The sequence below is a fragment of the Cryptosporangium sp. NPDC048952 genome, from assembly GCF_043197895.1.
GTDB lineage: Bacteria > Actinomycetota > Actinomycetes > Mycobacteriales > Cryptosporangiaceae > Cryptosporangium.
The window spans coordinates 556,262-580,163 of record NZ_JBICTY010000002.1 but is presented as its reverse complement, the minus strand read 5'-3'; the positions used below and the strand labels follow the sequence as shown (position 1 = coordinate 580,163).

17 protein-coding genes and 1 pseudogene are annotated in these 23,902 nt (G+C 69.5%); 8 read left to right on the top strand and 10 right to left on the bottom strand.

What is annotated here, in order from left to right:
- From ACGFY5_RS10900 to ACGFY5_RS10890, 3 genes and pseudogenes are all read left to right on the top strand, one after another.
- Positions 1-244: pseudogene (locus ACGFY5_RS10900) on the top strand (SRPBCC domain-containing protein); the annotation flags it as partial.
- Positions 245-317: 73 nt separating this feature from the next.
- A complete protein-coding gene (locus ACGFY5_RS10895; protein ID WP_392719396.1) occupies positions 318-1,784 on the top strand; it encodes a flavin-containing monooxygenase in 1,467 nt (488 codons plus the stop codon).
- On the top strand, positions 1,781-2,629 hold the full coding sequence (locus ACGFY5_RS10890) for an SDR family NAD(P)-dependent oxidoreductase (RefSeq protein WP_392719395.1): 849 nt from the start codon (positions 1,781-1,783) through the stop codon (positions 2,627-2,629). Before ACGFY5_RS10895 ends, ACGFY5_RS10890 begins: the two co-directional genes overlap by 4 nt.
- Positions 2,630-2,636: 7 nt before the next feature.
- Here the strand turns inward: ACGFY5_RS10890 and ACGFY5_RS10885 are convergent, their stop codons facing one another.
- Together ACGFY5_RS10885 and ACGFY5_RS10880 are read right to left on the bottom strand one after the other, a co-directional pair.
- On the bottom strand, positions 2,637-3,236 hold the full coding sequence (locus ACGFY5_RS10885; protein ID WP_392719394.1) for a DUF3455 domain-containing protein: 600 nt from the start codon (positions 3,234-3,236) through the stop codon (positions 2,637-2,639).
- 87 nt (positions 3,237-3,323) lie between these two features.
- Positions 3,324-4,601 carry a cation:proton antiporter gene (locus ACGFY5_RS10880; protein ID WP_392719393.1) on the bottom strand — a complete coding sequence of 426 codons (1,278 nt, stop codon included), beginning with the start codon at positions 4,599-4,601 and terminating at the stop codon, positions 3,324-3,326.
- Positions 4,602-4,672: 71 nt separating this feature from the next.
- Between ACGFY5_RS10880 and ACGFY5_RS10875 the strand changes: the two genes are divergently transcribed.
- A complete protein-coding gene (locus tag ACGFY5_RS10875) occupies positions 4,673-5,383 on the top strand; it encodes a hypothetical protein (protein ID WP_392719392.1) in 711 nt (236 codons plus the stop codon).
- Here the strand turns inward: ACGFY5_RS10875 and ACGFY5_RS10870 are convergent.
- Positions 5,370-6,260, bottom strand: a complete 891-nt coding sequence (locus ACGFY5_RS10870) for an acyl-CoA thioesterase (protein WP_392719391.1) — start codon at positions 6,258-6,260, stop codon at positions 5,370-5,372. The two genes, ACGFY5_RS10875 and ACGFY5_RS10870, sit on opposite strands and share 14 nt — an antisense overlap.
- A gap of 175 nt (positions 6,261-6,435) precedes the next feature.
- The gene (locus ACGFY5_RS10865; RefSeq protein WP_392719390.1) at positions 6,436-8,652 is read right to left on the bottom strand and encodes an NADP-dependent isocitrate dehydrogenase; all 2,217 of its coding nucleotides are present in this window, start codon (positions 8,650-8,652) and stop codon (positions 6,436-6,438) included.
- 138 nt (positions 8,653-8,790) lie between these two features.
- Between ACGFY5_RS10865 and pip the strand changes: the two genes are divergently transcribed.
- Positions 8,791-9,744 carry a prolyl aminopeptidase gene (pip, locus tag ACGFY5_RS10860; protein ID WP_392719389.1) on the top strand — a complete coding sequence of 318 codons (954 nt, stop codon included), beginning with the start codon at positions 8,791-8,793 and terminating at the stop codon, positions 9,742-9,744.
- Position 9,745: 1 nt separating this feature from the next.
- Here pip and ACGFY5_RS10855 read toward each other — a convergent pair whose 3' ends face one another.
- Together ACGFY5_RS10855 and ACGFY5_RS10850 are read right to left on the bottom strand one after the other, a co-directional pair.
- Positions 9,746-10,336, bottom strand: coding sequence for a hypothetical protein (locus ACGFY5_RS10855; RefSeq protein WP_392719388.1), 591 nt, complete (start codon positions 10,334-10,336; stop codon positions 9,746-9,748).
- 333 nt (positions 10,337-10,669) lie between these two features.
- Positions 10,670-15,520, bottom strand: coding sequence for a caspase family protein (locus ACGFY5_RS10850; protein WP_392719387.1), 4,851 nt, complete (start codon positions 15,518-15,520; stop codon positions 10,670-10,672).
- 469 nt (positions 15,521-15,989) lie between these two features.
- On the opposite strand from ACGFY5_RS10850, the gene ACGFY5_RS10845 reads away from it, so the two are divergent.
- Positions 15,990-16,985, top strand: coding sequence for an NlpC/P60 family protein (locus tag ACGFY5_RS10845; RefSeq protein ID WP_392719386.1), 996 nt, complete (start codon positions 15,990-15,992; stop codon positions 16,983-16,985).
- Positions 16,986-17,030: 45 nt separating this feature from the next.
- Here the strand turns inward: ACGFY5_RS10845 and ACGFY5_RS10840 are convergent, their stop codons facing one another.
- Genes ACGFY5_RS10840 through ACGFY5_RS10830 form a run of 3 tightly spaced genes read right to left on the bottom strand, consistent with a single transcriptional unit; the run spans position 17,031 to position 19,353 of the window.
- Entirely contained in the window at positions 17,031-17,888 is an 858-nt protein-coding gene (locus tag ACGFY5_RS10840) for a mycofactocin-coupled SDR family oxidoreductase (RefSeq protein ID WP_392719385.1), read from the bottom strand.
- Positions 17,888-18,715, bottom strand: a complete 828-nt coding sequence (locus ACGFY5_RS10835) for a mycofactocin-coupled SDR family oxidoreductase (RefSeq protein WP_392719384.1) — start codon at positions 18,713-18,715, stop codon at positions 17,888-17,890. The genes ACGFY5_RS10840 and ACGFY5_RS10835 overlap by 1 nt, the downstream gene beginning before the upstream one ends.
- A gap of 23 nt (positions 18,716-18,738) precedes the next feature.
- A complete protein-coding gene (locus ACGFY5_RS10830) occupies positions 18,739-19,353 on the bottom strand; it encodes a TetR/AcrR family transcriptional regulator (RefSeq protein WP_392719383.1) in 615 nt (204 codons plus the stop codon).
- A gap of 200 nt (positions 19,354-19,553) precedes the next feature.
- Here ACGFY5_RS10830 and ACGFY5_RS10825 point away from each other — a divergent pair, with 200 nt between their 5' ends.
- Together ACGFY5_RS10825 and ACGFY5_RS10820 are read left to right on the top strand one after the other, a co-directional pair.
- Positions 19,554-21,119 (top strand): alpha/beta hydrolase, encoded by a 1,566-nt coding sequence (locus ACGFY5_RS10825; RefSeq protein ID WP_392719382.1) that lies wholly within the window; start codon positions 19,554-19,556, stop codon positions 21,117-21,119.
- A 37-nt stretch (positions 21,120-21,156) separates the two neighbouring features.
- On the top strand, positions 21,157-22,116 hold the full coding sequence (locus ACGFY5_RS10820; protein ID WP_392719381.1) for a zinc-binding dehydrogenase: 960 nt from the start codon (positions 21,157-21,159) through the stop codon (positions 22,114-22,116).
- Here the strand turns inward: ACGFY5_RS10820 and ACGFY5_RS10815 are convergent.
- A complete protein-coding gene (locus ACGFY5_RS10815) occupies positions 22,106-23,782 on the bottom strand; it encodes an FAD-dependent monooxygenase (protein WP_392719380.1) in 1,677 nt (558 codons plus the stop codon). The genes ACGFY5_RS10820 and ACGFY5_RS10815 overlap by 11 nt on opposite strands.
- Positions 23,783-23,902 lie beyond the last annotated feature (120 nt).

The window sequence follows — 23,902 nt, the reverse complement described above, 5'->3', positions numbered from 1 at the left end:
CTCCGCGCCTCCGCGCCTCCGCGCCTCCGCGCCTCCGCGCCTCCGCGCCTCCGCGCCTCCGCGCCTCCGCGCCTCCGCGCCTCCGCGCCTCCGCGCCTCCGCGCTCCCGCGCTCCCGCGCTCCCGCGCTCCCGCGCTCCCGCGCTCCCGCGCTCCCGCGCCCGGCGGGCATCCCGCGCCTGCCGGGCGGCGGCGCGCGGCTCGGGGCGCTCGCGGTGGGGCGGATCGGGGAATTAGTGCCGTAAGCAGGTGGTACCGCGCGGTTCCACGGGTGATGATCGACGGGAAAGCAGCGCGGCGACCGTAGGGAGTCTCGTCATGGAACACGTCGACGTGTTGATCGTCGGCGCCGGTATCTCCGGCATCGGTGCGGCGTACTACCTACGCACACACGTCCCCAGCGCCAAGTTCACGATCCTCGAGGCCCGCGGCGCCACCGGCGGCACCTGGGACCTGTTCCGCTACCCGGGCATCCGATCCGACTCCGACCTGCACACCTTCGGCTACGAGTTCAAGCCCTGGCGCGACCGCGAATCGATCGCCGGCGCCGACAAGATCCTCGCGTACCTCCGCGAAACCGCCGAGGAACATGACATCGACCGGGACGTCCGCTTCCACCACCGCGTCGTCAACGCGGAATGGTCGACCGCTGACGCGCGCTGGGTCGCCGACGTCGACCACGACGGCGAAATGCTGCAGATCGCGGCGAACTGGATCTTCTGCGCGAGCGGCTACTACCGCTACGACGAGGGCTACACCCCGCACTTCGAGGGCCGCGACACGTTCCGCGGCGAGATCATCCACCCGCAGCAGTGGCCCGAAGACCTCGACTACGCCGGCAAGCGCGTCGTCGTGATCGGCAGCGGCGCGACCGCTGTCACGCTCGTGCCCGCCCTGGCCGAGACCGCAGACCACGTGACGATGCTGCAGCGCACACCGACCTACGTCATGCCGGTTCCCGCCCAGGACGCGCTCGCGAACCGCCTGCGCAAGCTCCTGCCGGAGCACCGCGCGTACGCGATCACCCGCCGCCTCAACATCGCCAAGCAGGCCGGCGTCTGGAAGTTCGCCCAGCGCTATCCCAAGGCCGCGCGCAGGATCATCCGCGCGGTGAACACCAAGGCGCTCCCGCCCGGCTTCCCGGTCGACGAGCACTTCAACCCGCCGTACGGGCCCTGGGACCAGCGGCTCTGCGCGGTCCCGGACGGCGACCTGTTCCGGTCGATCCGCAGAGGCACGGCGTCGGTCGTCACCGACCGGATCGACACGTTCACCGAAGCCGGCATCCGGCTGGCGTCGGGCCGCGAACTCGAGGCGGACATCATCGTCACGGCCACCGGCCTGAACCTGCAGACGTTCGGCGGCGCCACGCTCAGCGTCGACGGCCGGCCCGTGCACCTGCCGGACCACGTCGCGTTCAAGGGCATGATGCTCTCCGACGTGCCGAACTTCGCGTTCGCGATCGGATACACGAACGCCTCCTGGACGCTCAAGGTCGGCCTCCTCTGCGAGCACTTCTGCCGGTTGCTGCTCCACATGCGTAGGCACGGCTACGACATCTGCGTGCCGGAGCGCCCCGACCCGGACGCCCCCACGCGCCCGCTCCTGGATTTCGGCGCCGGTTACGTCCAGCGGGCGCTGGATCAACTGCCCAGACAGGGCCTACGCGGTCCGTGGCTGATGTCGATGAACTACGGGTCCGACGTCAAACTGCTGCGTAACGGCCCGGTGACCGACCCCGACCTCCGGTTCCGGGCACGTGACCGCGCGGAGGCGAGCCGATGAGGGGCACCGTCGCTGTCGTCACCGGCGCCGGATCGGGGATCGGACGCGCTCTGGCGGTTGCCCTGACTGAACGCGGAGCGACCGTCGCGATCAGCGACGTCAACAGCGTCGGCCTCGCCGAAACAGCAGAAGCGACGAACGCCCACGCCGAACTCCTCGACGTCAGCGACCGATCCGCCGTAGCCGCCTACGCGACGACGATCGCCACCCACTTCGGCGTCGTCCACCAGCTCTACAACAACGCCGGAATCGCCGACGGCGCCCCGAGCATCCTCGACGACGACTACGGCTCGTTCGAACGCGTCCTCGGCGTCAACCTGTGGGGTGTCATCCACGGCACGAAGGAGTTCCTTCCGCACCTGATCGCGTCCGGCGCGGGTCACGTCGTCAATATTTCGAGCTTGAACGGATACCTGGCGCAGGCGGGACTCGCCGCGTACTGCACGTCGAAGTTCGCCGTTCGGGGCTTCACCGAGACGCTGCGGTCGGAGATGCTGCGCGACGGGCACCCGGTCGACGTGACGGTCGTGCACCCGGGTGGTGTCAAGACGAACATCGCGCTGGCCGCGTTGGCGGCGGCGCGTGCCCGCGGCGAGACGGTCACGCTCGAGCAGGAGGCGCGGACCCGCACGTACACCGACACGCTGCTGCGGATGGATCCGGCCAAGGCGGCCGCAATCATTCTGGACGGAGTACGAGCCAAAAAGCCCCGCGTCCTGGTCGGCAACGACGCCAGGGCGATCGACGCGCTGGTCCGGCTCGTCCCCGCGAACTATCCCCGGCTGGCGAATTGGTGGGGGAAGAAGATGTTCGCCACTGCCCCCGCCCGAGAGCGGGGGCAGTGAAGAAGCGCTACTTCGTCGGCACCCAGAAGACGTAGTCGGCGCCGTAGGGCACCGCCTTCGTCTCGCCGGCCGTGCAGGTACCGGTCGGCACCGCACCCCCGGTGGTGTTGACCCGGCTGATCCACGTCACCTTGTCGAGCTCACCGGGCTTGGTGTTCTCGTGCGCGACGACGTCCAGCCGGAGCCACGCGATCGTTCCCGGCTTCGGGACGGCCGCCGTGGTGTCGTTCTTGCCGAGGATCGTCGACCCGTCCCGCGCGGTCCAGCGCGGACCGGCGTAGTGGTGGATCCGGCCCCGGCCGTCGTACTGCACCAGCTGCGCTTCCGGAGTGGACGTGGTGCCCCACGTGCCGTCCGCTGCGCAGGTGTAGGTCTGCGTGCCCTTCACGACCTTGTAGGCGGACTGGATCCGTGCTGGCTGCGTCGGCTTCGGCGCACCCTCGGGCAGTGTGAAGTGCGGGTGGCCGTAGCCCAGCGTCGCGCCGCCCGCGTCCGGTAACGCAGTGGCCGCGGACGCGGCCGCCGGTGTGGCGGCTACGGCCAGCGCCGCAAATCCCGCGCACGCAAGTGCGATGCGGACGCGACGCTTAGCCCCGATGCTTCCCATGCGATGAGCCTCCGTTTGGTACGTCGGTGTAAACGGAAACTATTCACGCACAGTCACTGCCTCTTGTGGAGGGTGCTTGAGGAGATCTTAGTTTTGGACGTTTTGCGGACGATTCGATGTGGCTGGCTGTGATCGCTCGCGCACCCGGTCGAGGTATTGCATCACGGGAGTGGCGGCGACCCCGTGCACGACGACCGACACCAGGATCACGAACCCGACCGTCGCCCACAGCAGATCCGCACCGGGGAACTCGGCGTGCCCGGCCGCGTAGGCCAGGTAGTACAGCGACCCGATGCCGCGGATGCCGAAGAACGCGATGACCCACTGCTCGCGCTTGCCGGCCGTCGTTCCGCGCAGCGACAGCCACGCGGCGAGCGGCCGCAGCCCGAACACCAGCGCGAGACCGACCAGCGCCGCCTGCCAGGTCAGCGGCGCCAGCAGACCGTCGATCACCGCGCCGCCGAAGAGCAGGAGCAGCAGCACGGTCAGCAGGCGCTCGATCTGCTCGGCGAAGTCGTGCAGCACCTGGTGGTAGCCGTGGTCGCGCTCGGAGGCGCGGATCGACACCGCGCAGACGAACACCGCGAGGAACCCGTAGCCGTGCGCCAGTTCCGCGGCGCCGTAGGCCAGGAACGTGATCGCCAGCGCGAGGAAGCCCTCGGCGTTGTCGGCCAGCCGCAGCTTCTCCGAGCGGGCGCGGAAGAACAGCTTGCCGAGCAGCCACCCGGCGGCCAACCCGATGACGGCGCCGACCACGATCTTCCATCCGACGTCGATCGCGAGCCACTCGCCGAACGCTGCGGCCGTGAATCCCGTCCCCGCCAGCGCGATCGCCCCGTAGACGAACGGGAACGCCAGTCCGTCGTTGAGACCGGCCTCCGAGGTGAGCCCGAAGCGCACCTCGTCCTCCGAATCCTCCTCGTCGGTCGGTTCGCCGACCTGCACGTCCGCGGCGAGTACCGGGTCGGTGGGCGCGAGCGCCGCGCCGAGCAGCAGCGCCGACGCCGGCACCAGCCCCGCCCACCACCAGCCCAGCAGCGCGGTGAGCGCGATCGTCACCGGCATCGCGATCAGCAGCAGCCGCCACGTCACCGACCAGCGCCGCAGACCCAGGGGCCGGTCGAGCTTCAACCCGGCGCCGATCAGCGCCACGATGACGCCGACCTCCGTCAGGTGCGTGGTGATCGACTCGTGTTCCCGCGGGTCCGGCGAGGGGAGGTCGAGCGGCAGCGCGAACACGAGCATGCCGAGGCCGAGGAACGCGATGGGCAGGGAGAGCGGGCGTCCCTCGAGCAGGCGTGGCAGCACGCCCGCGAGCAACGCGGCCACACCGATGACGGCGTAGGCCAGGTCTGCGGATTCCATGGCGCGTTCCATGCCCGATCCGTGCCCGGTCATCCCGCGCGAATGAGTGATGTTCAGCGTGGATCTCACGCGTGGGCGGGTATCCGACCGCCATGTGGTACCTCACCGCCCCGATCCGGTCCCGTCTCGCCGAGCCGCCGACACGCCCGTCGACGGTCACGAGGGGCGTCTCCGGCGCGTTCCGGCTCGTCGCCCGCCTCCGGGCGCGTCCGGCCCTGCATCCGCGCGGTACCGTCGTGCCGGGCGTCGTCCACCGCGACGGTCTGTCCAACCCGATCGGCGTCCCCTGGATCGACACCGCCGGTCGGGACGACGCCGTCGTCCGGCTCTCCCGTGCTGCGGGTCTTCCACGTCCATTTCCGGACGTCCTGGGGCTCGCCGTCCGTATCGATCCCGACGGGAACCCCGCCGACCTGCTGCTCTCCACCGCAGGCCGGGCGCCGATCGGGCGGCACGTGCTGCGACCGCGCTACAGCGCCCGGGCCGCGACCTACACCAGCATCGTGGCGTTCCGCGCGCCGGCGGGGCCCGTGCTGCTGGCCGCGTTCCCCGCGGCGGCACGCGGTGGCCGGCCCGCGTTCCACCTCGCGGTCGCGACGCCGACCGGACCGTGGCGGCGGTTCGCGCGGCTGGAGCTGGCCGGGACCGGACGCGGCGACGCGGACCTCGGGTTCGACCCGGTCCGGCGTGCGTTGCCGGGGCTCGCGATGCCGCAGCCGCTGGCCGGTCTGCGTGCCGCGTCCTACCGGGCGTCGAGGGAAGGGCGGATCACGCCTTTCTGATCGGCTTGATCAGGCCTTCCTGCAGAACGGTGGCGACCAGGCGCCCGGTGGCGTCGAACAGTTTGCCCTGGCAGAGCCCGCGGCCCTGGCCTGCCCAGTCGGAGTCCAGCACGTAGAGCAGCCACTCGTCGGCGCGGAGGGGGCCGTGGAACCAGATCGTGTGGTCGAGGCTGGCGACCAGCATGCCGTGGTCGCCCACTGACGCCTGGTGTGGGTAGAGGGCGCTGGAGAGCAGGAACAGGTCCGAGAAGTACGCGAGCCCGCACGCGTGCGTGACCGGGCTGTCGGGCAGCCGGTCCTTGATGCGCATCAGGATCCGCTGGGTGCGCGGGGGTTTCTCGCCGCGGAAGACGAGGTCGCGTGCGGGGTGGTCCACGAACCGCAGTTCGACCGGTTTCGGCAGGATGCGGCGGGCGAACCAGTCGTCGAGGCGGCCGTCGGTGCGTTCGAGGGTGTCCGGGAGTGGTTCGACGTCGTCGAAGTTCGTGAACGGGGACGTCGTGAGCTGGTGTTCGAGCACCGGGCCGGAGGCCGAGCCGCCGCCGGCGAATGCGGCGGTGAGTGCGATGACCTCGGTGGTGCCCTGTCGTCCCAGGCTCTGCTGTCTTCCCACTACCTGACGGACGGTCTGCGACCGTCCCTCCCGGAGGGTCGTCACCTCGAACTCGAGGGGTTCGTCGGGGTTCCCGGGGTGCAGGAAGTATCCGTGCAAACTATGCGGTCGACGTTCGTCAGGAACCGTTCGCCCGGCGGCGGCCAGGGCCTGGGCGAGGAGCTGGCCACCGAAGACGCGGGCGCCCGAGGAGTGGTCGAGCGGGGCGGCGACGTACCTGTCGTCGCCGACGTCCTTGAGGTCCAGCAGATCGACCAGGCGCATTGTGGAGATATAGCGCCTCGGTGGGGTTGCCGCTGTGGCCGGGGTCACCAGTGGACAATGGCCAGGTGTCGAAGCAGGAGCGTCGGGGCGTCGAGGTGGCGCGATCGGTCCTGCGTGTCGCCCGCCGACGGGCGGCCCGGCGCGTGAGCCGGGCCGCCCGTCGGCGGTGCGTGGGTCAGCTCAGGGACGCGAGGGTGGTGTTCCAGGTCTGGGACGGGCGCATGACCGTGGCCGCCTTGGCCGGGTCGGGCTGGTAGTAACCGCCGATGTCGGCGGGCTTCCCCTGCACGGCGAGCAGCTCGTCCACGATCGCCTGCTCGTTCGAGCTCAACGATTCCGCGAACGGCCCGAACACCTTCGCCAACTCCGCGTCCTCGGTCTGCGCAGCCAACTCCTGCGCCCAGTACAGCGACAGGAAGAAGTGCGAACCGCGGTTGTCGATCCCCCCGACCCGACGGGTCGGCGACTTGTCCTCCTCGAGGAACGTCGCGGTCGCCCGGTCCAGCGTGTCGGCGAGTACCTGCGCGCGCCGGTTCCCGGTGGTCTGCGAGAGGTGCTCGAAGCTCGCCGCGAGCGCGAAGAACTCCCCGAGCGAGTCCCACCGCAGGTAGTCCTCCTTCACCAGCTGCTGCACGTGCTTCGGCGCCGAGCCACCCGCACCGGTCTCGAACAGACCGCCACCGGCCATCAGCGGCACGACCGACAGCATCTTCGCGCTGGTGCCCAGCTCGAGAATCGGGAACAGGTCGGTCAGGTAGTCACGCAGCACGTTCCCGGTGACCGAGATCGTGTTCTCGCCTCGCCGGATGCGCTCCACCGACAGCGCGGTCGCCTCGACCGGCGTCAGGATTTCGATCCGCAGCCCGTCGGTGTCGTGCTCCGGCAGGTACTGCTCGACCTTCGCGATCAGGTTCGCGTCGTGCGCGCGACTGGCGTCGAGCCAGAAAACGGCGGGGTCACCGGTCGCGCGGGCGCGGGTGACCGCGAGCTTCACCCAGTCGCGGATGGGTGCGTCCTTCGTCTGGCAGGCGCGGAAGATGTCCCCGGCCGACACCGCCTGCTCGAGGACGACCCCGGCCGACCCGACCAGCCGCACGGTGCCCGTGACCGGCACCTCGAACGTCTTGTCGTGCGAGCCGTACTCCTCGGCCTTCTGCGCCATCAGCCCGACGTTCGGCACCGAGCCCATCGTCGACGGGTCGTACGCGCCGTTGACCCGGCAGTCGTCGACGACGACCTGGTAGATCCCGGCGTAGCTGGAGTCCGGCAGGACCGCGAGCGTGTCGGCCTCGTTGCCGTCGGGGCCCCACATGTGACCGGAGGTGCGGATCATCGCCGGCATCGACGCGTCGACGATGACGTCGGACGGGACGTGCAGGTTCGTGATGCCCTTGTCGGAGTCGACCATCGCCAGCGCAGGACCGGCCGCCAGTTCGGCGTCGAACGACGCTTTGATCTCGTCGCCGTTGGGCAGTGACTCCAGGCCCTTGAGGATGCCGCCGAGCCCGTCGTTGGGGGAGAGCCCCGCCGCGGCGAGCGCCGCACCGTGCGTCGCGAACGTCTCCGGGAAGAACGCGCGGACGACGTGGCCGAAGATGATCGGGTCGGACACCTTCATCATCGTGGCCTTGAGGTGCACCGAGAACAGCACATCCTCGGCCTTGGCGCGGGCGATCTGGGCGGTGAGGAACTCGCGCAGCGCGCCGACCCGCAGCACGGAGGCGTCGACGACCTCGCCGGCGAGCACCGGTACCGACTCGCGCAGCACCGTGGTGGTGCCGTCGTCACCGACGAGCTCGATGCGCAGTGTGTCGTCGGCCGGGAGGACGACCGACTTCTCGGTGGACCGGAAGTCGTCGACGCCCATCGTCGCGACGTTGGTCTTCGAGTCCGCGGACCACGTGCCCATGCGGTGCGGGTGCGCCTTGGCGTAGTTCTTCACCGACGCGGGGGCGCGGCGGTCGGAGTTGCCCTCGCGCAGCACCGGGTTGACCGCGGAGCCCTTGACCTTGTCGTACCGGGCGCGGATGTCGCGCTCCTCGTCGGTCTTGGGCTCGTCGGGGTAGTCCGGCAGCGCGTAGCCGAGGCCCTGCAGCTCGGCGACGGCGGCCTTGAGCTGGGGGATCGACGCGGAGATGTTCGGCAGCTTGATGATGTTGGCTTCGGGCGTCTTGGCCAGCTCGCCGAGCTCGGAGAGCGCGTCGGGGATGCGCTGCTCCTCCTCGAGGTACTCCGGGAACACCGCGAGGAGGCGTCCGGCCAGCGAGATGTCGCGCAGCTCGACGCCGATGCCCGCCTGGGCGGCATACGCCTGGATGACCGGCAGGAACGAGTACGTGGCCAGTGCCGGCGCCTCGTCCGTGTGGGTGTAGATGATCGTCGAGTCAGTCACCAGGCACTCCGCTCCAGGTTCGCTGTCCTTAAATGCCAGACTAAAGGCGGGTTACGGGCGGTTACCCGCTGACCCACCCCCGTCGAACAGTACGTCTGTACTGTATCGGACGCGTTCTCGCGGGCTAACGTCGGTTCGGTGCGTACTCTCTACCCACCCCTCGAACCGAACCGCACCGGCATGCTCGACGTCGGTGACGGCCACTCCGTCTACTGGGAGGAAAGCGGCGCCCCTTCCGGCAAGCCGGTGGTCTTTCTGCACGGCGGCCCGGGCGGCGGCAGCTCGCCGGCCCACCGGCGGCTGTTCGACCCCGCCCGGTACCGGATCGTCGTCCTCGACCAGCGCGGCTGCGGCCGCAGCACGCCACACGCCGGTGAGCCCGACGCCGACCTGAGCGCCAACACCACCTGGCACCTCGTCGCCGACCTGGAGCTGCTGCGCGAGCACCTGGGTATCGAGCGCTGGCAGGTCTTCGGCGGCTCGTGGGGCTCGACGCTGGCGCTCGCGTACGCGCAGACGCACCCGGCGCGGGTCACCGAGCTGGTGCTGCGCGGCATCTTCACGCTGCGCACGGCCGAGATCGACTGGTTCTACGAGGGCCCCGCGGGGATGATGGCGCCCGACCGCTGGGAGAAGTTCACCGCCGCGGCCCCGAACGCCGTCCCCGGCGGGTACGTCGAGGAGTTCGGACGCCTGCTGTCGGACCCGGACCCGGCCGTGCACGGACCGGCCGCCGTCGCCTGGGCGACGTGGGAGGCGAGCGGCATCTCGCTGCTGCCCCGGCCCGAGCTGGTCGAGGCGTACGGCGAAGTGCGCTACGCGACCGCGTTCGCGCGGATCGAGAACCACTTCTTCCGGCACGACGGGTGGTTCACCCCCGGTCAGCTCATTGCCGACGCTCCGCGCCTGGCCGACATCCCGACGGTGATCGTGCAGGGTCGCTACGACCTGTGCACACCGGCGGTCACGGCGTGGGACCTCCACCGGGCGCTGCCCGGCGCGAAGTTCGTCCTGGTCGACGACGCCGGGCACGCGTTCGACGAGCTCGGCATCCTCGACGCCCTGGTGACCGCGACCGACGACTTCCGGTAGGTCAGCAAGCCCGCGTAGGCGAGACGGACCGAACGTTGGCGAACGCCACGAGCCGTACCGTGCCGGATGACGTCTGAATCGCGAGTCGGCCACCGTCGCTGCCTAGCAGTGTGCCGCAGGACCGCTCAGTGCTGGATTCTACGACGACCAGCCCGGCCGTGGCTCTGCCCGGACCGAGCCACGTACACGCCACGGCGACGCCGACCGCGACCACACCCAGGACGGTCAATCGAGCAGCCCAGCGGAGGGCTCGCCCGATCGACCGGACCTCCTGTTCGCTCCAGGCGCGCAGATCCTCACCGGTCAGGACGATCCGCCGCCCGGGTGTGCCGGCCGATGCACCCACCGCCAGGAGCGTCGCGGTGAGCAGCGATGCTAGTGCAAGACCGACCAGGACGACGACTAGCCACCGGAAACCCGGCGTCAGCCGGCTGACGTTGTCGGGACCCTTGATGACCAGGGCGGCGCCGAGTAATGCCGTCGAGCCGGCGAGACCCGTGCGCCAGCTCTCCGCCTGCCGGCGCGCGGCCTCCAATTGGTGGAATTTGAGGTCATGCGCGCGTTCCCACCATCGCTTCGCATCGAGGCTCACTCCAGGGCCGATTCGCGAGGCACGCGCCAAAACGCTCCGCAGCCGCGATCTGGGGCGGAATCTGGGCGTTCCGGGTGCGCTCGACCGCACTCGCACGGCACCGTCACATAACGAGGCAGTGAATCTTCCGAACGACGGCGGAACAGGCCGCCTTTGAAGCCTGCGTCCGGCATGCCCCGAGGGAACCGGGTCGTCGTCCGTCCTTGACAGCCCGGGCAGATACCGCTGATGACCAGATCGTCGTCGGATTCCGTGGTCAGAGCAAAGCCGTCCGGTGTTTCGTACTCCTGCTCTGCGAAGGGAACGGGTTGATGGACGCTTCCCGGCTCCGGCTCAGCCACGGTCGGCCTCCTGGGTGTCGACGAGGTGGAAGGCGAACAGTTCCGCGTAGGGGCGTAGACGGTCGACGACGCTGGTAGCCGGTTCGTCGAGCTCCGCGGCGACCCAGGCGATGTGTTCCGCGTCAACCGCGCCGGTGAGTGCGGGTTCCTGGCCGGTGAGGTCCCGGGTGAGCGCGACGAGGTCCTGCCAGTCGACTGTGGTTCCAGGGACGAGCGCGGGGTCATAGGCGAGCCGCAGACCAAACGGCAGGAGCCGCGCCATCCGGTCGTGGACCTCCTTCACCGTCCACCCGAACTGACCGGCCCCCCGCACGAGTCGCAGAGCCGTAATTGTCGCGGCATCATGTTCGTTCCATTTCTTGCCAGGCGGAACTTCGTAGTCATCTATGAGAAAGTCATCGACTTCATCTATCGGGCGGAGGCGCATCGCCTCCCATTCAAGAGGGCTCAGCGACGGGACCGGAGCGCCGAGCGGGCGGTACGGCTGCACCTTCTCGACGAAATCCTGTAACGATCCCTCAATCCAGTGTCCGTACCAGGCCCACATCAAAACCGACGGTTCGACCCACGGTTTCCCCCACTGCACGTGCTCCGAGAGAAAGATTCGTTCCAACCAAGTCGGCCGAAGGTGCGCTACTGACTCGGGCAGGTCAGGTGCGGCGAGGCCAGGATGGTAGTTCTCAAGCAATCGCGCGGCTTCAGACATCGACCGCTCGCCCCGGCCCGCAACCTCGAAGACGTTCGCCACGGTGATTGCAGGCAGCCTTTTCGCCATCAGCGATAGCAATTCCTCGGCCGCCGATCGATCGCTTGCCGACCCCCAACGCTGTGTCGCCGCGATGACGAGGTCAATGTTGAGGGGCCAGCCGTATACTGCCATCTGGTTCCGCCACGACAAATGGCTGCCGTATCGGGCCGCTTCGCTGATTATCAACGCGAAATCCTCGTTTATCGGCTCGAGAGGAACCGGGTCAGGCAACTCGATCGCGAGAATTTCGGGACGCACCAGACGGGACAACTGGTCGACGATCGCCGGGACCGTCGTAGCTTGCTGGCTGGCAAGCTGGATGAGGTGAGCTGGTGCGAGGTCCGCGAGGCAGCCGTCCGGCGCGTCCGGGTCAGCGCGGGAAATCGACAACCGGAGTGCGCTGAACTCAGTCTCGGTCAGTGCCGAGTCGGGATACCGGTCCCGTCCCGCTACTCGGACGCCTACGACACGGAGGCGGTCGCTTCGCTCTAGGACGTCGACGAACGGCTCGTTCAGCGCGCTGCACACATTCGCGAGGTCTGCCGGGTACATCGGACCGGATCTCCACGGCGGAAGACCGGACGCATTCTCGGACATCAGTGTGACGTCGCTGCCATCACAGGTGAGGCTGAGCAGCTCACCGGGATTCTCGACGGGGCGGCGCCATCCTGCGGGTACGTACCGTTCGACACGTCGGATGATTTCGCCGATGGACAAACCCGTAGCCGACGAGGTGTGGACGAGCCATCCCAGCGAGTCCGGGCGGGGGTCACGCCTCGGTGGCGTCCAGGCGGCGAGCGCCGGGAGCAGTGGTCGATCGGCTTCGGTGACCTTCGCGGTGACCGGCGGCAGATCGGCGAGAGCACGCAACGGCAGTCCGAGGACTGCGAAGCGCCGAGCCCGGCGGATGGTGCTCGCAATCGATTCTTCGCTCGCATGGGCTGCAGCGAGCAATTGGTCTGGTGTGATCGGCGCGCCGTTGTCGTAGCGGCCGAGAGTGGCGAGGATCGACGCGTCGATTGGGCCGGCGACGGGTCGGCCGTCGGTCTCGGGGCTGAGTGCCTCGCGGGCTCGCCGCTTCGCGACCGCGGGCCCCGGAGGCCGGTCCCAGGCCGCCGCCCGCCAGTGCCAGAGCCAGCCGGCCGCGAAATAGTCCCGCCGGGTCGGGTCGAAGATCTTGCGGTCCTCGGGAAGACATCCGACCCGGCCGAGCTGGACGCGTTCGTTCTGACCCCAGGCGCCACCAACGACGATGGGCTGGTCGCGGCGGACCAGCTCGTCGAAGATGCGCTGAGCAATCCGAGGAGCCGATTCGGTCAGTTTCCAGAGCCACGCCAACGTCAGACCGGGCCACTCCATAAGCCGAGGCAGTGACTGATCGATCTGCTGGTCCACCCAGCGTTTATCCCAATTCCGCAGCGTGTTGCGGTCGACAGTGAAGTGAGGTCGACGCTTGTCGCGAAGGTTGACGATGAGCCCGAAGATATTCTCATTGGTTCGGAGTCCGTCGGCGGCGATACCCCCTTCTCCGGTCACCCACCACGTCTCGGAACCGATCGGGAGGGGCGACATCGATTGCTCCGGGTAGCGGAGCGCGTCCGGCTCCCAGTTTTCCTCTGCCACGCCGTCCTCGGCGACGGAAAGGGCGAACTCGCAAACCCAGACCAGGTGGCGCAGGGTCTGGAGGACGGATACCCGGTCCTCGCCGCTCAGGAAGAGCCTTACGATGGTTCCGCCAGTGTCCAGGTCGGGGCCGTCGTACGGCACGATGCGGAGTAGGCTCCCGCTACTCGCCACGTGGACCTGGGACGCCCGCCCGGCCGGAATTCCCCGGGTATCCACTTCGCGAGTGGTCAGCACGATCTCATCGGCCAGCATAAAGTAGCTGAAGACGCCGACGCCGAATTGACTATTGGGGATCAGTCGCAGATCCGGACTCAGTTCCTGCCAGTGGACCTGCTCGGCGCGAAAGCTCGCGCCGTGCACGAAACGCTCGCCCGCGCTCGCGAAGACCTGCTGGAGTGCTTCGAAGGACATTCCCACGCCGTTGTCGCAGCACTCGATATATTCTCTGCCGCTCTCAGGATCGCGTCCCTGAGTGACTCGAATCCTCCCTGTCCAAATCGGGGTTCGTCCGGTCTCCAATTCGACCGCCCGGAGCCGGACGCGTCGATATCGACAAGCGTCGAGTGCATTCTGATAAAGCTCGCGAATGGCTAGTGCGGGGTCTCCGTAGAGTTGGCGACCCATCAGTAGCTCGCGAACTTTGTCCTCGGACAGGCGGAACGCGGGAACAGGCACCTGGTATGCGGGAACGCCGTCCGGCCGTGCGGGGCGCAGCCTGTCCGCGGAGATCATCGACGGCAGAGCCGTAGGGATCTCGGTCCGGCCGATCAGCTCGACGACCGACCGGTGGGCCGCTGCGGCGCGGTCGACCAGATCAGCGAACGCGACGTGCAGCCCGGCGTGCTCGCACACCGCACGGAGGCTCAACTCGTCACTCCGGCGGGTCCAGGCCAGCCGCCCGATCGCCGCATGCATGTCGGCCAGGGACAACTCCAGACCGGTTCCCAGATGGTCGGCGATCACCGGATCGATAAGGCGCGGGTCGGCGGCCAAGGTGCCGGCCAGCCACAGCAACCCGGCGAACGTGCGCCATCGGTCGTCGATGTAGGGCTGGTGCAACCGTTGGGCGAGGGTCTCGTCCACCGGCCCGGCGCCGACTGCCCTAAGCAGTGCCCGAGCGAGGTCGCGCACCTCTTCGGGGAGGCCGATGTCGGTGTCGGGACCGAGCAGCGCAGCCGCCCGACCGGCGGCTTCGCGCGCCGCGGCGCCGTTCCAGAGATTCGGCCGGGCGGCCAACCATCGGTGGACGAGCCAGATCGCAACCGCGTCCCGGGCCGGATCGTCGCGGCGTGCGAGGTTCCGGGCCCTTTGCACGACGTGTTGGTACGCGTCGTGGGTTAGCTCAAGATCCAGGCGCGGATCCGGGTCGTACTTGCGCTCGAAGTTGGTCGGTTCGGCATCCGCGGCTTCGCGTAATCCTTCGGCAAGGACGACCTCGTGAAGAAACGGCGCCGCGACCAAGAGCGCGGCCTCCTCGGGCTCGAGACGAAAGCTCGCGTTGAGCAAAGCGTGCAGCTCAGCGAGAACTCGGCCGGGGTAGTTCCGGTCGAACCACTCGTCTTCGAGCCCTGCCCGCTCCCGGAGCAGCGCCTGGGCGTGCTGGCGCTCGCCGACGCTGAAGTCGACGAGCCTGTCGACCGCGGTTCGGGCGTCCTCAGTGGTCGGATTCCGCTCGTCGCATCGCTGCCAGAGTGCCGCGTGGCGAGCCTGCTGAAGCCAGGAGTCCAGCAACTCGTCGCCCGCACAGATTTCGATGTCGCCGGCCTGATTCAGCACGGTCGCTGGTCCGGCATCGGGAATCTGATCCAGGTCGTCGGTGCGAAAGGCTCGGCGCCGCATCTCGGCGGTGACGTCGTCGACGACTCGCCCCAGCGTGCGGGCGGGATGCGTCGCACCGAGCACCCGGCTGAGAATTTGCGTGAAGTAACTGCTGGCCTCTCCGTAGCGGCACCGCTGCCCCGCCGAACACCCTGTCAAGACTACGAGCGCTGTGCCGTCCAGCACCGGGTAACTCCGACCGTGTCCGTCGGCTGCTCCACTCGCTTCTCGTTCACGGCAGGCGTCCACGCAAAACACGATCAAGCGTGCGGGGGAGTGCCCAATGTCTTCGGGAATGAGCGGCACGAGGCTGTCGCGATCCAACGCACCGGCCACCGTGGGGCCCGCATCCGCGGGCAGCAGTAGATCTTTCCCGTCGATCGACACTCCATGGCCGGAGAAATAGATCAGGAGAACGCCGCCCGGCGGCGCTTCGGCGCACGCCTGCGCGATCCAGCGGCGAATTCGGCGTCCGGTGGGCAGGTCGTTCGGATTGCTCTGGTCAATCCCTCGGGGATGGCATTCGTAGCCAGACTGCAGTAGCGATTGCCGCATCAGTTCGATGTCTTTGACCACGACGTGGTCAAGCGGCGGATATTCAGGATGGTCGCAGCGTGGCACACCAATTAACAGCGCATGACGTGAGCTCAAAATCCCCCGACCCTCCCCAGTCCGGTGGACTCCACAATGGCGCTAGCGACCATGTGTGAAAGCGAGGATACACAGTGTTACGGAGATTGGTTGGCGGATCGCTTCGCTACGGTTCGTAGCTCGTCCGCGGGACGCTCTGCGAGCAGTTCGCAGGGTCAACGATCCCCCGTCTCCGGGGCGGCAGCGGAGGAGTCCGGTGGTCTCGTAGACGAGAACCACGGGCCGGGTCAGTCTTGGGAGCGCGCCGCCCCCTTCGCTGCGCGAGTGCCTCGTCAGTAGAGAAACGAGCGGCGGACGTTCGGTTGCCTCCGACTGCGGCCGAATCCGAAGGGAGTCATAAGACTCATAAAAATGCAGGGTTACGTGGTGCGCACCGCGGGCGACGCCGAGTCATGGTTTTCCGGTAAGCCGCCGAAAACCCAGGAGCGCTGCGCCAGTGGGATCCGCCCGTCCGATTGCTCTGCTGAGCGTGGTGATCGCAGTACTGGGCCTGACCCTGCTGCCCGGTGGTGGTGCCACCGCAGCGCCGTCACCCGCGGACGCCGAGCGGCAACTGCACTCGCTCGGCGTCAGGATGGATCGCCTGAACGAGCGGTCGAACAGCGCGCGGGTGCAGTTGAAGCGGGTGCAGGCGCAGAAGGTCGGCCTGGAACGGCAGCTGGCGGCCTCACGGGTCGACCTCGACGAGTCCCGCGCCCAGGTCGGCCAGATCGCGCAGTCGGCGTACCGGGACGGGGGCCTGCGACTCTCCTCCTCGGTGCTGGAAGGCTCGCCGGGGGACTACTTCGCCCGGATGTCCACGCTGGAGTGGCTCAGCGACCAGCAGCGCGCGACGATCGCCACGGCGAAACGGCGACAGGCCCAATTCGACGAGGCGAAAGGGCGCGTCGATCGGCAGGTGCGCAACGTCGAGCGGCTGAAGACGGAACTCGACGGCCAGAAGGCGGAGCTGAACTCGCAGCTGCGCACGTGGGAGAAGCTCAAGCAGCAGGCCGCGCGCAGGGATTCGACCCCGCACAGCGGCTCGACCCCGGACAGCGGCTCGACCCGGGACAGCGGTGGGCCGGACCCGAGCACACCCCGGCCGCGGGAGTCGCGGCCCACCACGACGGGTCCGGCGTCCGGGAACGGCGCGCGAGCGGCGCAGTTCGCGCTCGCTCAGCTGGGCGAACCGTACGTCTTCGGTGCGGCCGGCCCCAACGCGTGGGACTGCTCCGGGCTGACCCAGAAGGCCTGGGCCCAGGTGGGTGTCTCGATGCCCCACTCCGCGCACCAGCAGTACTACCAGATCCGGCACGTGTCACGGTCCGCCCTGCAGGTCGGTGACCTCGTCTTCTTCTACGGCCTCGAGCACGTCGGCGTGTACATCGGCAACAACAGGGTCGTTCACGCGCCGCAGCCGGGTGAGGCGGTCAAGGTGACCAACCTGAGCTACATGCCGTTCGCCGGCGCGGGACGCCCCTGAACGGCTCGGCCGGGCCGACGGAAGGTCCGTCGGCCCGGGCGTGAGTCAGTCCTGGATCGGGTTGACGTTGACGCCTGCCATGAGTAGGTGGCCGGAGTCGACGGGGATGCTGACGCCGGTGACGTTGCTGGCGAGCGCGGAGTTGAGGTACAGCGCGGTGTTGGCGATCGCCTCCGGGGGGAGCCAGGTGCTGTTGCGCAGGATGCCGTAGGCGCGTCCGCCGGCGAGGAACTCTTCTTCGGTGCCGCCTTCGTGGCCGGCGAACATGTCGCGGGCGCCCTGCCAGTTGGTCATCGGCGTGAGCACGGCGCCGGGGTGGACGGCGTTGCAGCGGATGCCGTGCGGGCCCAGCTCCAGCGCGATCGTCTTCATGAGACCGACGACGCCGAACTTGGCGGCGCTGTAGTGGGCGTACTGCGGTCCGGGTTCGAGGCCGTTGACCGACGAGGTGATGACGATCGAGCCGGTCTTGCGCTCGATCATGTGGGGCGCGACGGCCTTGGCGGACTTCCAGACGCCGGTCAGGTTGACGCCGATCATCTGGTCCCACTGGTCGTCGGACAGTTCCCAGAAATCGCCGTTGGTGAAGATACCGGCGTTGGCGATGAGGACGTCGATCTTGCCGAATTCGGCGATGCCCTGGGCGACCGCGGCGTCGAGTGCGGCCTGGTCGCGGACGTCGGCCTTGATCGCGATCGCGCGGCGGTCGAGGGCTTCGACCTGCTTGACGGTCTCGTCGAGGTCGCTCTGCTCGGCCATCGCGTAGGGGACGGTCGAGAGCTGGTCGGCGACGTCGACGAGGATGACGTCGGCGCCTTCGCGGGCGGAGACGAGCGCGTGGGCGCGGCCCTGGCCGCGGGCGCCGCCGGTGACGAGGACGGTCTTGCCGTCGAGGAGACCCATCAGAGCTGCCCTCCGGCGTCGACGACCTGCGTGGTGCCGGTGATGTAGCGGCCGGAGTCGCTCACCAGGTAGAGCACCGCGTTGCTGATGTCCTGGGCGTCGAGGGCCGCGACCGGGAGCTTGTTCAGCGTCCTCGCGGCTTCCTCGAAGTCCTCGCGGGTGGGCTTCTCCAGGTCCGGGCGGAACAGCCGGTAGGTGGCATCGTTGAGGATCATGCCGGTGGCCACCGTCGTCGGGTGGATCGTGTTGACCCGGATGCTCTCCGGTGCGAGCTCTTTGGCCAGGACCTTCGCCAGCATGACCAGCCCGGCCTTGGCCGCGGAGTAGTGCGCGGTGTTGTTGTTCGCGTAGATCGCGGCGAGCGAGCTGGTGATGACGACCGAACCGCCCCGGCCGCCGGCCTGGATGTGCGGTACGGCGGCCTTGATGGTCTTCCACTGGCCGGTCAGGTTGATCTCGATCATCTCGTCCCAGACGTCCTCGTCCATGTCGAGGGTCGAGGCGGGGGTGGAGATACCGGCGTTGGCCAGCACGATGTCGAGGCGGCCGAGCTCGGCGACGCCCTGGTCGACGGCGGCCGTGAGCGCGGCCAGGTCACGGATGTCGACCTGCGACGCGATGATCCGCCGGTCGAGGGCCTCGACCTCCTTGACGGTCTGCGCGAGGTCGTCCGGCGTCGCCATCGGGTACGGCACCGTGTCGGCCTGGGCGGCGATGTCGATCGCGATGATGTCCGCGCCCTCGCGGGCGAGCGTCAACGCGTGGCTGCGGCCCTGGCCACGGGCGGCGCCGGTGATGAAGGCCACCTTGCCTTCGAGTTGTCCCATGTCGGTGTTCCTTTCAGCGGTGATCAATCAGCGGTGATCCAGGAGGGGTGGCACCGGATCAGTGCCTCCACGAGGTCGTTCGGCGAGCGTTGCGGCGCATCGGAGGCCAGCCAGGCACCGAGAACGCCGAGGACTCCGCCGGCGATGAAGTGGGCGGTGACGACCGGATCGACGTCCGCCGGGAGGTTGGCGTTGGAGCTCAGGGCGGTGATCGCGCGGTCGACGTAGGCGTCGGCGATCGCCTGTTTGACGGCCGGGGCGGCGCCGGGGCCGAGCAGGTTGGCGTACGACGCTCGGTGCTCGGAGACGAAGCCGACGATCGCGGTGAGCGCCCGGCGGCTGGCCTCCACGCCGGTCACCTCGTGGCCGGTGCGCAGCGTGACGTCGGTGTCCCTGACCACGTCGAAGAGATCACCCAGCGCGTGGACGGCGAGGTCTTCCGGTGACGCGAAGTGCCTGTAGAAGCTCGTGCGGTTGACGCCGGCGGCGCGGGTGAGGGCGGCCACTGTCATGCGGGCCGGGTCGTTGTCCCGGATCGCCTCGGAGAAGGCGGTCAACAGTTTCTCTTGCGTGCGCACCGCACGCGGATCCGCGTTGTCGATCATCGGCCGCTTCGGGCCGTCGGGAAGAACACCCACGTCAGCCACGGTAGACCTAAAGGACAGGTGTCCGCTAGATCTAGGCGACAGCTGTCCGTTTGCTCGGACCACCCGGGCGCGTAGCTCGTGCGGGGGACGGCCGGTTTCCCGCCCCTGGGTGACGATTTCCGGCGTTTCGCTCCGTAGCGTCGGCGGCGCCTTCGCCCCGATCCCTGCGGGGCGACCCCCCGAGGAGAACGATGAAGAAGATCCTGCTGTGGTCGCTGACGGCCGTCGTCGCGGTGACCGCCGCCGTCGGCGGCACCGCCGCACTGGTGCCCGAGGCGACCGCCGAGTCGTTCCTGAACGATCTGACCGGTGACGCCAGGGCTCCCGCCGCCACGATCACGTGGGGCACGTGCCCGGCGCCGCCGGCGGGGACGCAGCTCGACCCGAAACAGCAGTGCGGCACGATGACGACCCCGATCGACTACACGCAGCCGCGTGGCCGGACGATCACGATCGCGGTGTCGCGCATCCCGGCGACCGACAAGGCCAAGCGCCGGGGTGTCCTTCTGCTCAACCCGGGCGGCCCCGGCGGCGAGGCGCTGAACCTGCCGAGCACGTTCCCGGCGAGCCCGGCGGTCGCCGCCGCGTACGACCGGATCGGGTTCGACCCGCGCGGCGTCGGGCACAGCAGCCCCGTGACCTGCGGCCTCACGGCGGCGGAGTTGATCCCGCCCTACCCGTACCCCGCGCCGGACGGATCGATCGACGCCAACGTGGCGTTCGCGAAGTCCGTGGCGAAGCGGTGCGCGGCGAAGTCCGGCGACCTCCTGCCGTACCTCACCACCGCGAACACCGCCCGCGACATGGACCGCATCCGCGAGGCGCTCGGCGAAAAGACGATCTCCTACTTCGGGACGTCGTACGGCACCTACCTCGGCGCGGCCTACGCGACGCTGTTCCCGAAGCACCTCGACCGGGCCGTGCTGGACAGCTCGGTCGATCCGACCAAGATGTTCTACGACAACTTCCGCCTGGAAAGCGCTGGCTTCGCGGCGCGCTTCCCGGACCTGGCGAAATATGCCGCCGCGCACCACGCGGAGCTGAAGCTCGGCGCCACCCCCGCCGCGGTCACCGCCGCCTACACCGCGTTGGTCGGCCGCCTCGACACGCATCCGGTGACGGTGCCCGGTGCGCCGGTAGCGCTCTCGGGCAACGTGCTGCGGGGCCTGACGACCGCGCTGTCGGTGTCCGACCAGGCGCTGCCGATGCTCACCGGAGCCTGGCACGCGGCCGCCGATCTTGCCGCGGGCCGGGCCACCGACGAGGAGATCCAGGCGTTGCAGCAACTGTTCGCGCTGGCCGACCCCGCGGCTGGTGCGTCGCCGGGCGTACCCGGCGACAACGCGATCGCGGCCGCGTACGCGGTGGCCTGCGACGACGTCGAGTGGCCGCGCGACGTCGACGTCTACGCGCGCAACGTCGCGGCGGACCGCAGGGCGTACCCGCTCTCGGCCGGTGCCCTGACGAACATCTGGCCGTGCGCGTTCTGGCCGACCGAGCCGATCGAGGCGCCCGTCCGCGTCACCGACCACGGGCCCCGCAACATTCTGCAGCTGCACAACGAGCGCGACCCGCTGGCCGCGCTGGCGGCCGGGCGCGGCATGCACGAGGCCCTCGGCAAGCGCTCGGTACTGGTCACCGTTGCGGCCGGTGGGCACGGTGTCTACGGCACCCAGGGACCCGACGGCTGCTCGACGAAGGCCGTCGACACGTTCTTGGTCGGCGGGGAACTCCCGGCGTCCGACACGCGCTGTTAGCCTCGGGCGTCCGTGGGACGAGGGATCGGAGCGTCGGATGCTGTTTCGGGCCGCCCGGATCGCCGAGTGCGGGCAGCCGCCTGCGGTGACGGAGGTTCCGGCGCCCGTCGCGGGGACCGGGGAGATCGTCGTCGACGTCGTGGCCGCGCCGATCACGCCGTTGGACCTGCTGTGCGCGTCCGGTACCTCGTACTTCGGAGCGCCCGCGACGCCGTACGTGCCGGGTGTGCAGGGCGTCGGGCGGCACGCGGGCCGGGCGGTGTGGTTCCCGACCGCGGCCGGGATGGCGCCCGGCGACGGGAGCATGGCCACTGTCGTGGCCGTTCCCGCGTCCGATGTGGTGGAGCTGCCCGACGTCGTCGATCCGGTCGCGGTCGCGGCGGCGGGCCTGTCGGCGGTCGCGGCCTACGCGGCCCTGACCTGGCGGGGTGAGTTGGTGGCCGGCGAGCGGGTCGTCGTCCTCGGCGGAGGCGGCGTGGTGGGCCAGGCCGCGATCCAGTTCGCCCGTGCCGCGGGGGCGGAGTGGGTGGTCGCCGGCGCGCGCTCGGAGGCCGCGCAGGTCCGCGCCCGCGAGGCGGGCGCGGACGCTGTCGTCGCGCTCGGGTCCACCGACGTCGACGAACTGTCCCACGCGTTTGCCGACGCCTGTCCCGGTGGTGCCGATCTCGTGCTCGACGGGTTGTTCGGGGTACCGGCGGCTGCGGCGTTGCGGGTGCTCCGGGCCGGTGGGCGGTTGGTGAACCTCGGCAGTTCGGCGGGGGAGACCGCGCCGTTCGATTCGGCGACGATCCGCAGCAGGCAGTTGCGGATTCTCGGTTACACGAACAACGCGTTGACGTCGGAGGAGCGGGCCGGCGCGGTGCGGGTGGTGGCCGACGCGCTCGTGGCCGGTCGCCTCACTGTCGCCCACGAGGCGATTCCGCTCGACGACGTCACCGCCGCCTGGCAGCGCCAGGCCGGCGGCCGCGCCGAGGGCCGCATCGTCCTCACGATGTGAGGATCGTGAGCGCCTCGTCCAGGGTGGTCGCGGGGTCGCTCGGCAGGGAGTTCGCGCGCCAGGCCACTATCGTGTCGGGGCGGATCAGGAGTGCCCCGTCGGGGTCGACCTCGCGCAGCGAGCCCCAGTCACCGTCGCCCGGTACCGTGACGATGTCGATCAGGGGTGCGAGGGGGCTCGTGCTCTTCGCGAGGGCCTCGCGCCAGGCGTCGGCGGCGCTGTCCACGATCAGCGCGAACCGTCCCGGACGCGCGAGGTCGAGGGTGGAGACCCCGGGAGCGGTCCACGCGTGCGGCACGTGGTGCCCCGGCGCTGAAGTCGGCGCGTAGATGAGCATGTCGACCTCCGCCTCGCCGGGCTCGGGGACCACCGCCCCGGAGGGGTAGCTGAAGCCGTTTTCGGCGCCGTGGGCGTGGAACTCCTTGTCGAGGACGGTCATGGCCTCGTCGAGGGTGGCCTGTTTCGCGGCGCCCTCCGACGTGCCCGACCAGAGCGTTTCGAGCGCGGACCAGCCCTCGGCGAGGCCCAGCGCCACGTCCACCACCCCGCCGTGGTTCTGGAAGTTGTGCAGCGAGGTCCGGGCCACGGACAGGGCGATCGGGCGCCGTTCGGTCTCGTAGGTGTCGAGCAGGCCCGACAGCGACGGATCCGCCAGCGCGGCCGCGATCTTCCAGGTCAGGTTGTGGACGTCCTGGACGCCGGTGTTCAGGCCGAGCGCTCCCCACGGCGGGATCCGGTGCGCGGCGTCGCCGGCCAGGAACACGCCGCCGGCGCGGAACCGGTCCGCGACCACGGACTGGATGTACCAGTGGCTCACCGATTTGAGTTCGAGCTCGATCGGCACGCCGAGGGAGCGGGTGATCCGGGCGCGCATCCCGTCCTCGTCGAAGCGCTCCGGGTCGTCCGGGCCGAACCCGCAGGCGAACACCCACTCCGCGGAGACGCCATCGGCCGACCACGGCCCCAGGTGGTACAGGAAGCCGCTGCCGATCGAGCCACCGAGGTCCGGGTTCACGAACCAGTTGATCAGGCACGAGTCGTCCGGCAGCACGTCCGACAGGTCCGCGGCGAAGTGCGCGCTCACCATGTCGACGAGGTTCGTCGGCCCGGTCACCCCGATCCCCACCGCATCCGCAACCGTCCGCCCCCCATCGGCAGCGATGACGTAGGTCGCCGGAATCCTTCGTCCGTCGTCCAGCAGGACCACGCCGTCGCTGATGCCCGTGACCGCGGTGCCGAACTCGATCGTCGCCAGGGGAGACGCCGAGGCGTGGGCTCGCAGGATCGGCTCGAGGCGGATCTGGGGGAGCATCGTGTACGGGGCGGGGCTCGCCGCCGCGTACTCCTCCGCGTACGCACCCCCACCCCACGCGTCGCGGATCGCGATCTGCCGCCCGTGCAGCGGCGTCGGACCGCCGAACGACGTGTACCAGGCCGTCCGGCTCACCGTCCGCGGCGGCGCCGCAGCCGCCGCGATGTCGGGTCCCAACCCGGCCGATCGGAAGATCTCGATCGTCCGCTGGTTGAGCCCGATCGCCTTCGGATGGATCGACGTCCCGGGATGACGCTCGAACAGCGCGTGGCGCACGCCCAGCTTGCTGAGCAGGATCGACGCGGTCAGCCCGACCGGGCCTCCACCGACGATCACGACGGGGAACTCGTCCATGACTGCGACCTCCGTTGGTCAGTTGCCGCAGTCAAGCGCGGAACCGCCCGCCGCCGCGATCCACGGACCGCACCCCGCGATCCGAAGACCGCACACCTCCTCACGTGTTACAACCGCTAC

What these genes read in the sequence shown, in the direction of transcription:
- ACGFY5_RS10895 (WP_392719396.1), top strand. Translation starts at nt 318, where the DNA reads ATGGAACACGTCGACGTGTTGATCGTCGGCGCCGGTATCTCCGGCATC.
- ACGFY5_RS10890 (WP_392719395.1), top strand. Translation starts at nt 1,781, where the DNA reads ATGAGGGGCACCGTCGCTGTCGTCACCGGCGCCGGATCGGGGATCGGA.
- ACGFY5_RS10885 (WP_392719394.1), bottom strand. Translation starts at nt 3,236, where the DNA reads ATGGGAAGCATCGGGGCTAAGCGTCGCGTCCGCATCGCACTTGCGTGC.
- ACGFY5_RS10880 (WP_392719393.1), bottom strand. Translation starts at nt 4,601, where the DNA reads ATGGAATCCGCAGACCTGGCCTACGCCGTCATCGGTGTGGCCGCGTTG.
- ACGFY5_RS10870 (WP_392719391.1), bottom strand. Translation starts at nt 6,260, where the DNA reads ATGCGCCTGGTCGATCTGCTGGACCTCAAGGACGTCGGCGACGACAGG.
- ACGFY5_RS10840 (WP_392719385.1), bottom strand. Translation starts at nt 17,888, where the DNA reads ATGGGTCTCCTCGACGGCAAGACCGTCCTCGTCACCGGCGGCGCCCGC.
- ACGFY5_RS10835 (WP_392719384.1), bottom strand. Translation starts at nt 18,715, where the DNA reads ATGGGACAACTCGAAGGCAAGGTGGCCTTCATCACCGGCGCCGCCCGT.
- ACGFY5_RS10825 (WP_392719382.1), top strand. Translation starts at nt 19,554, where the DNA reads ATGAAGAAGATCCTGCTGTGGTCGCTGACGGCCGTCGTCGCGGTGACC.
- ACGFY5_RS10820 (WP_392719381.1), top strand. Translation starts at nt 21,157, where the DNA reads ATGCTGTTTCGGGCCGCCCGGATCGCCGAGTGCGGGCAGCCGCCTGCG.
- ACGFY5_RS10815 (WP_392719380.1), bottom strand. Translation starts at nt 23,782, where the DNA reads ATGGACGAGTTCCCCGTCGTGATCGTCGGTGGAGGCCCGGTCGGGCTG.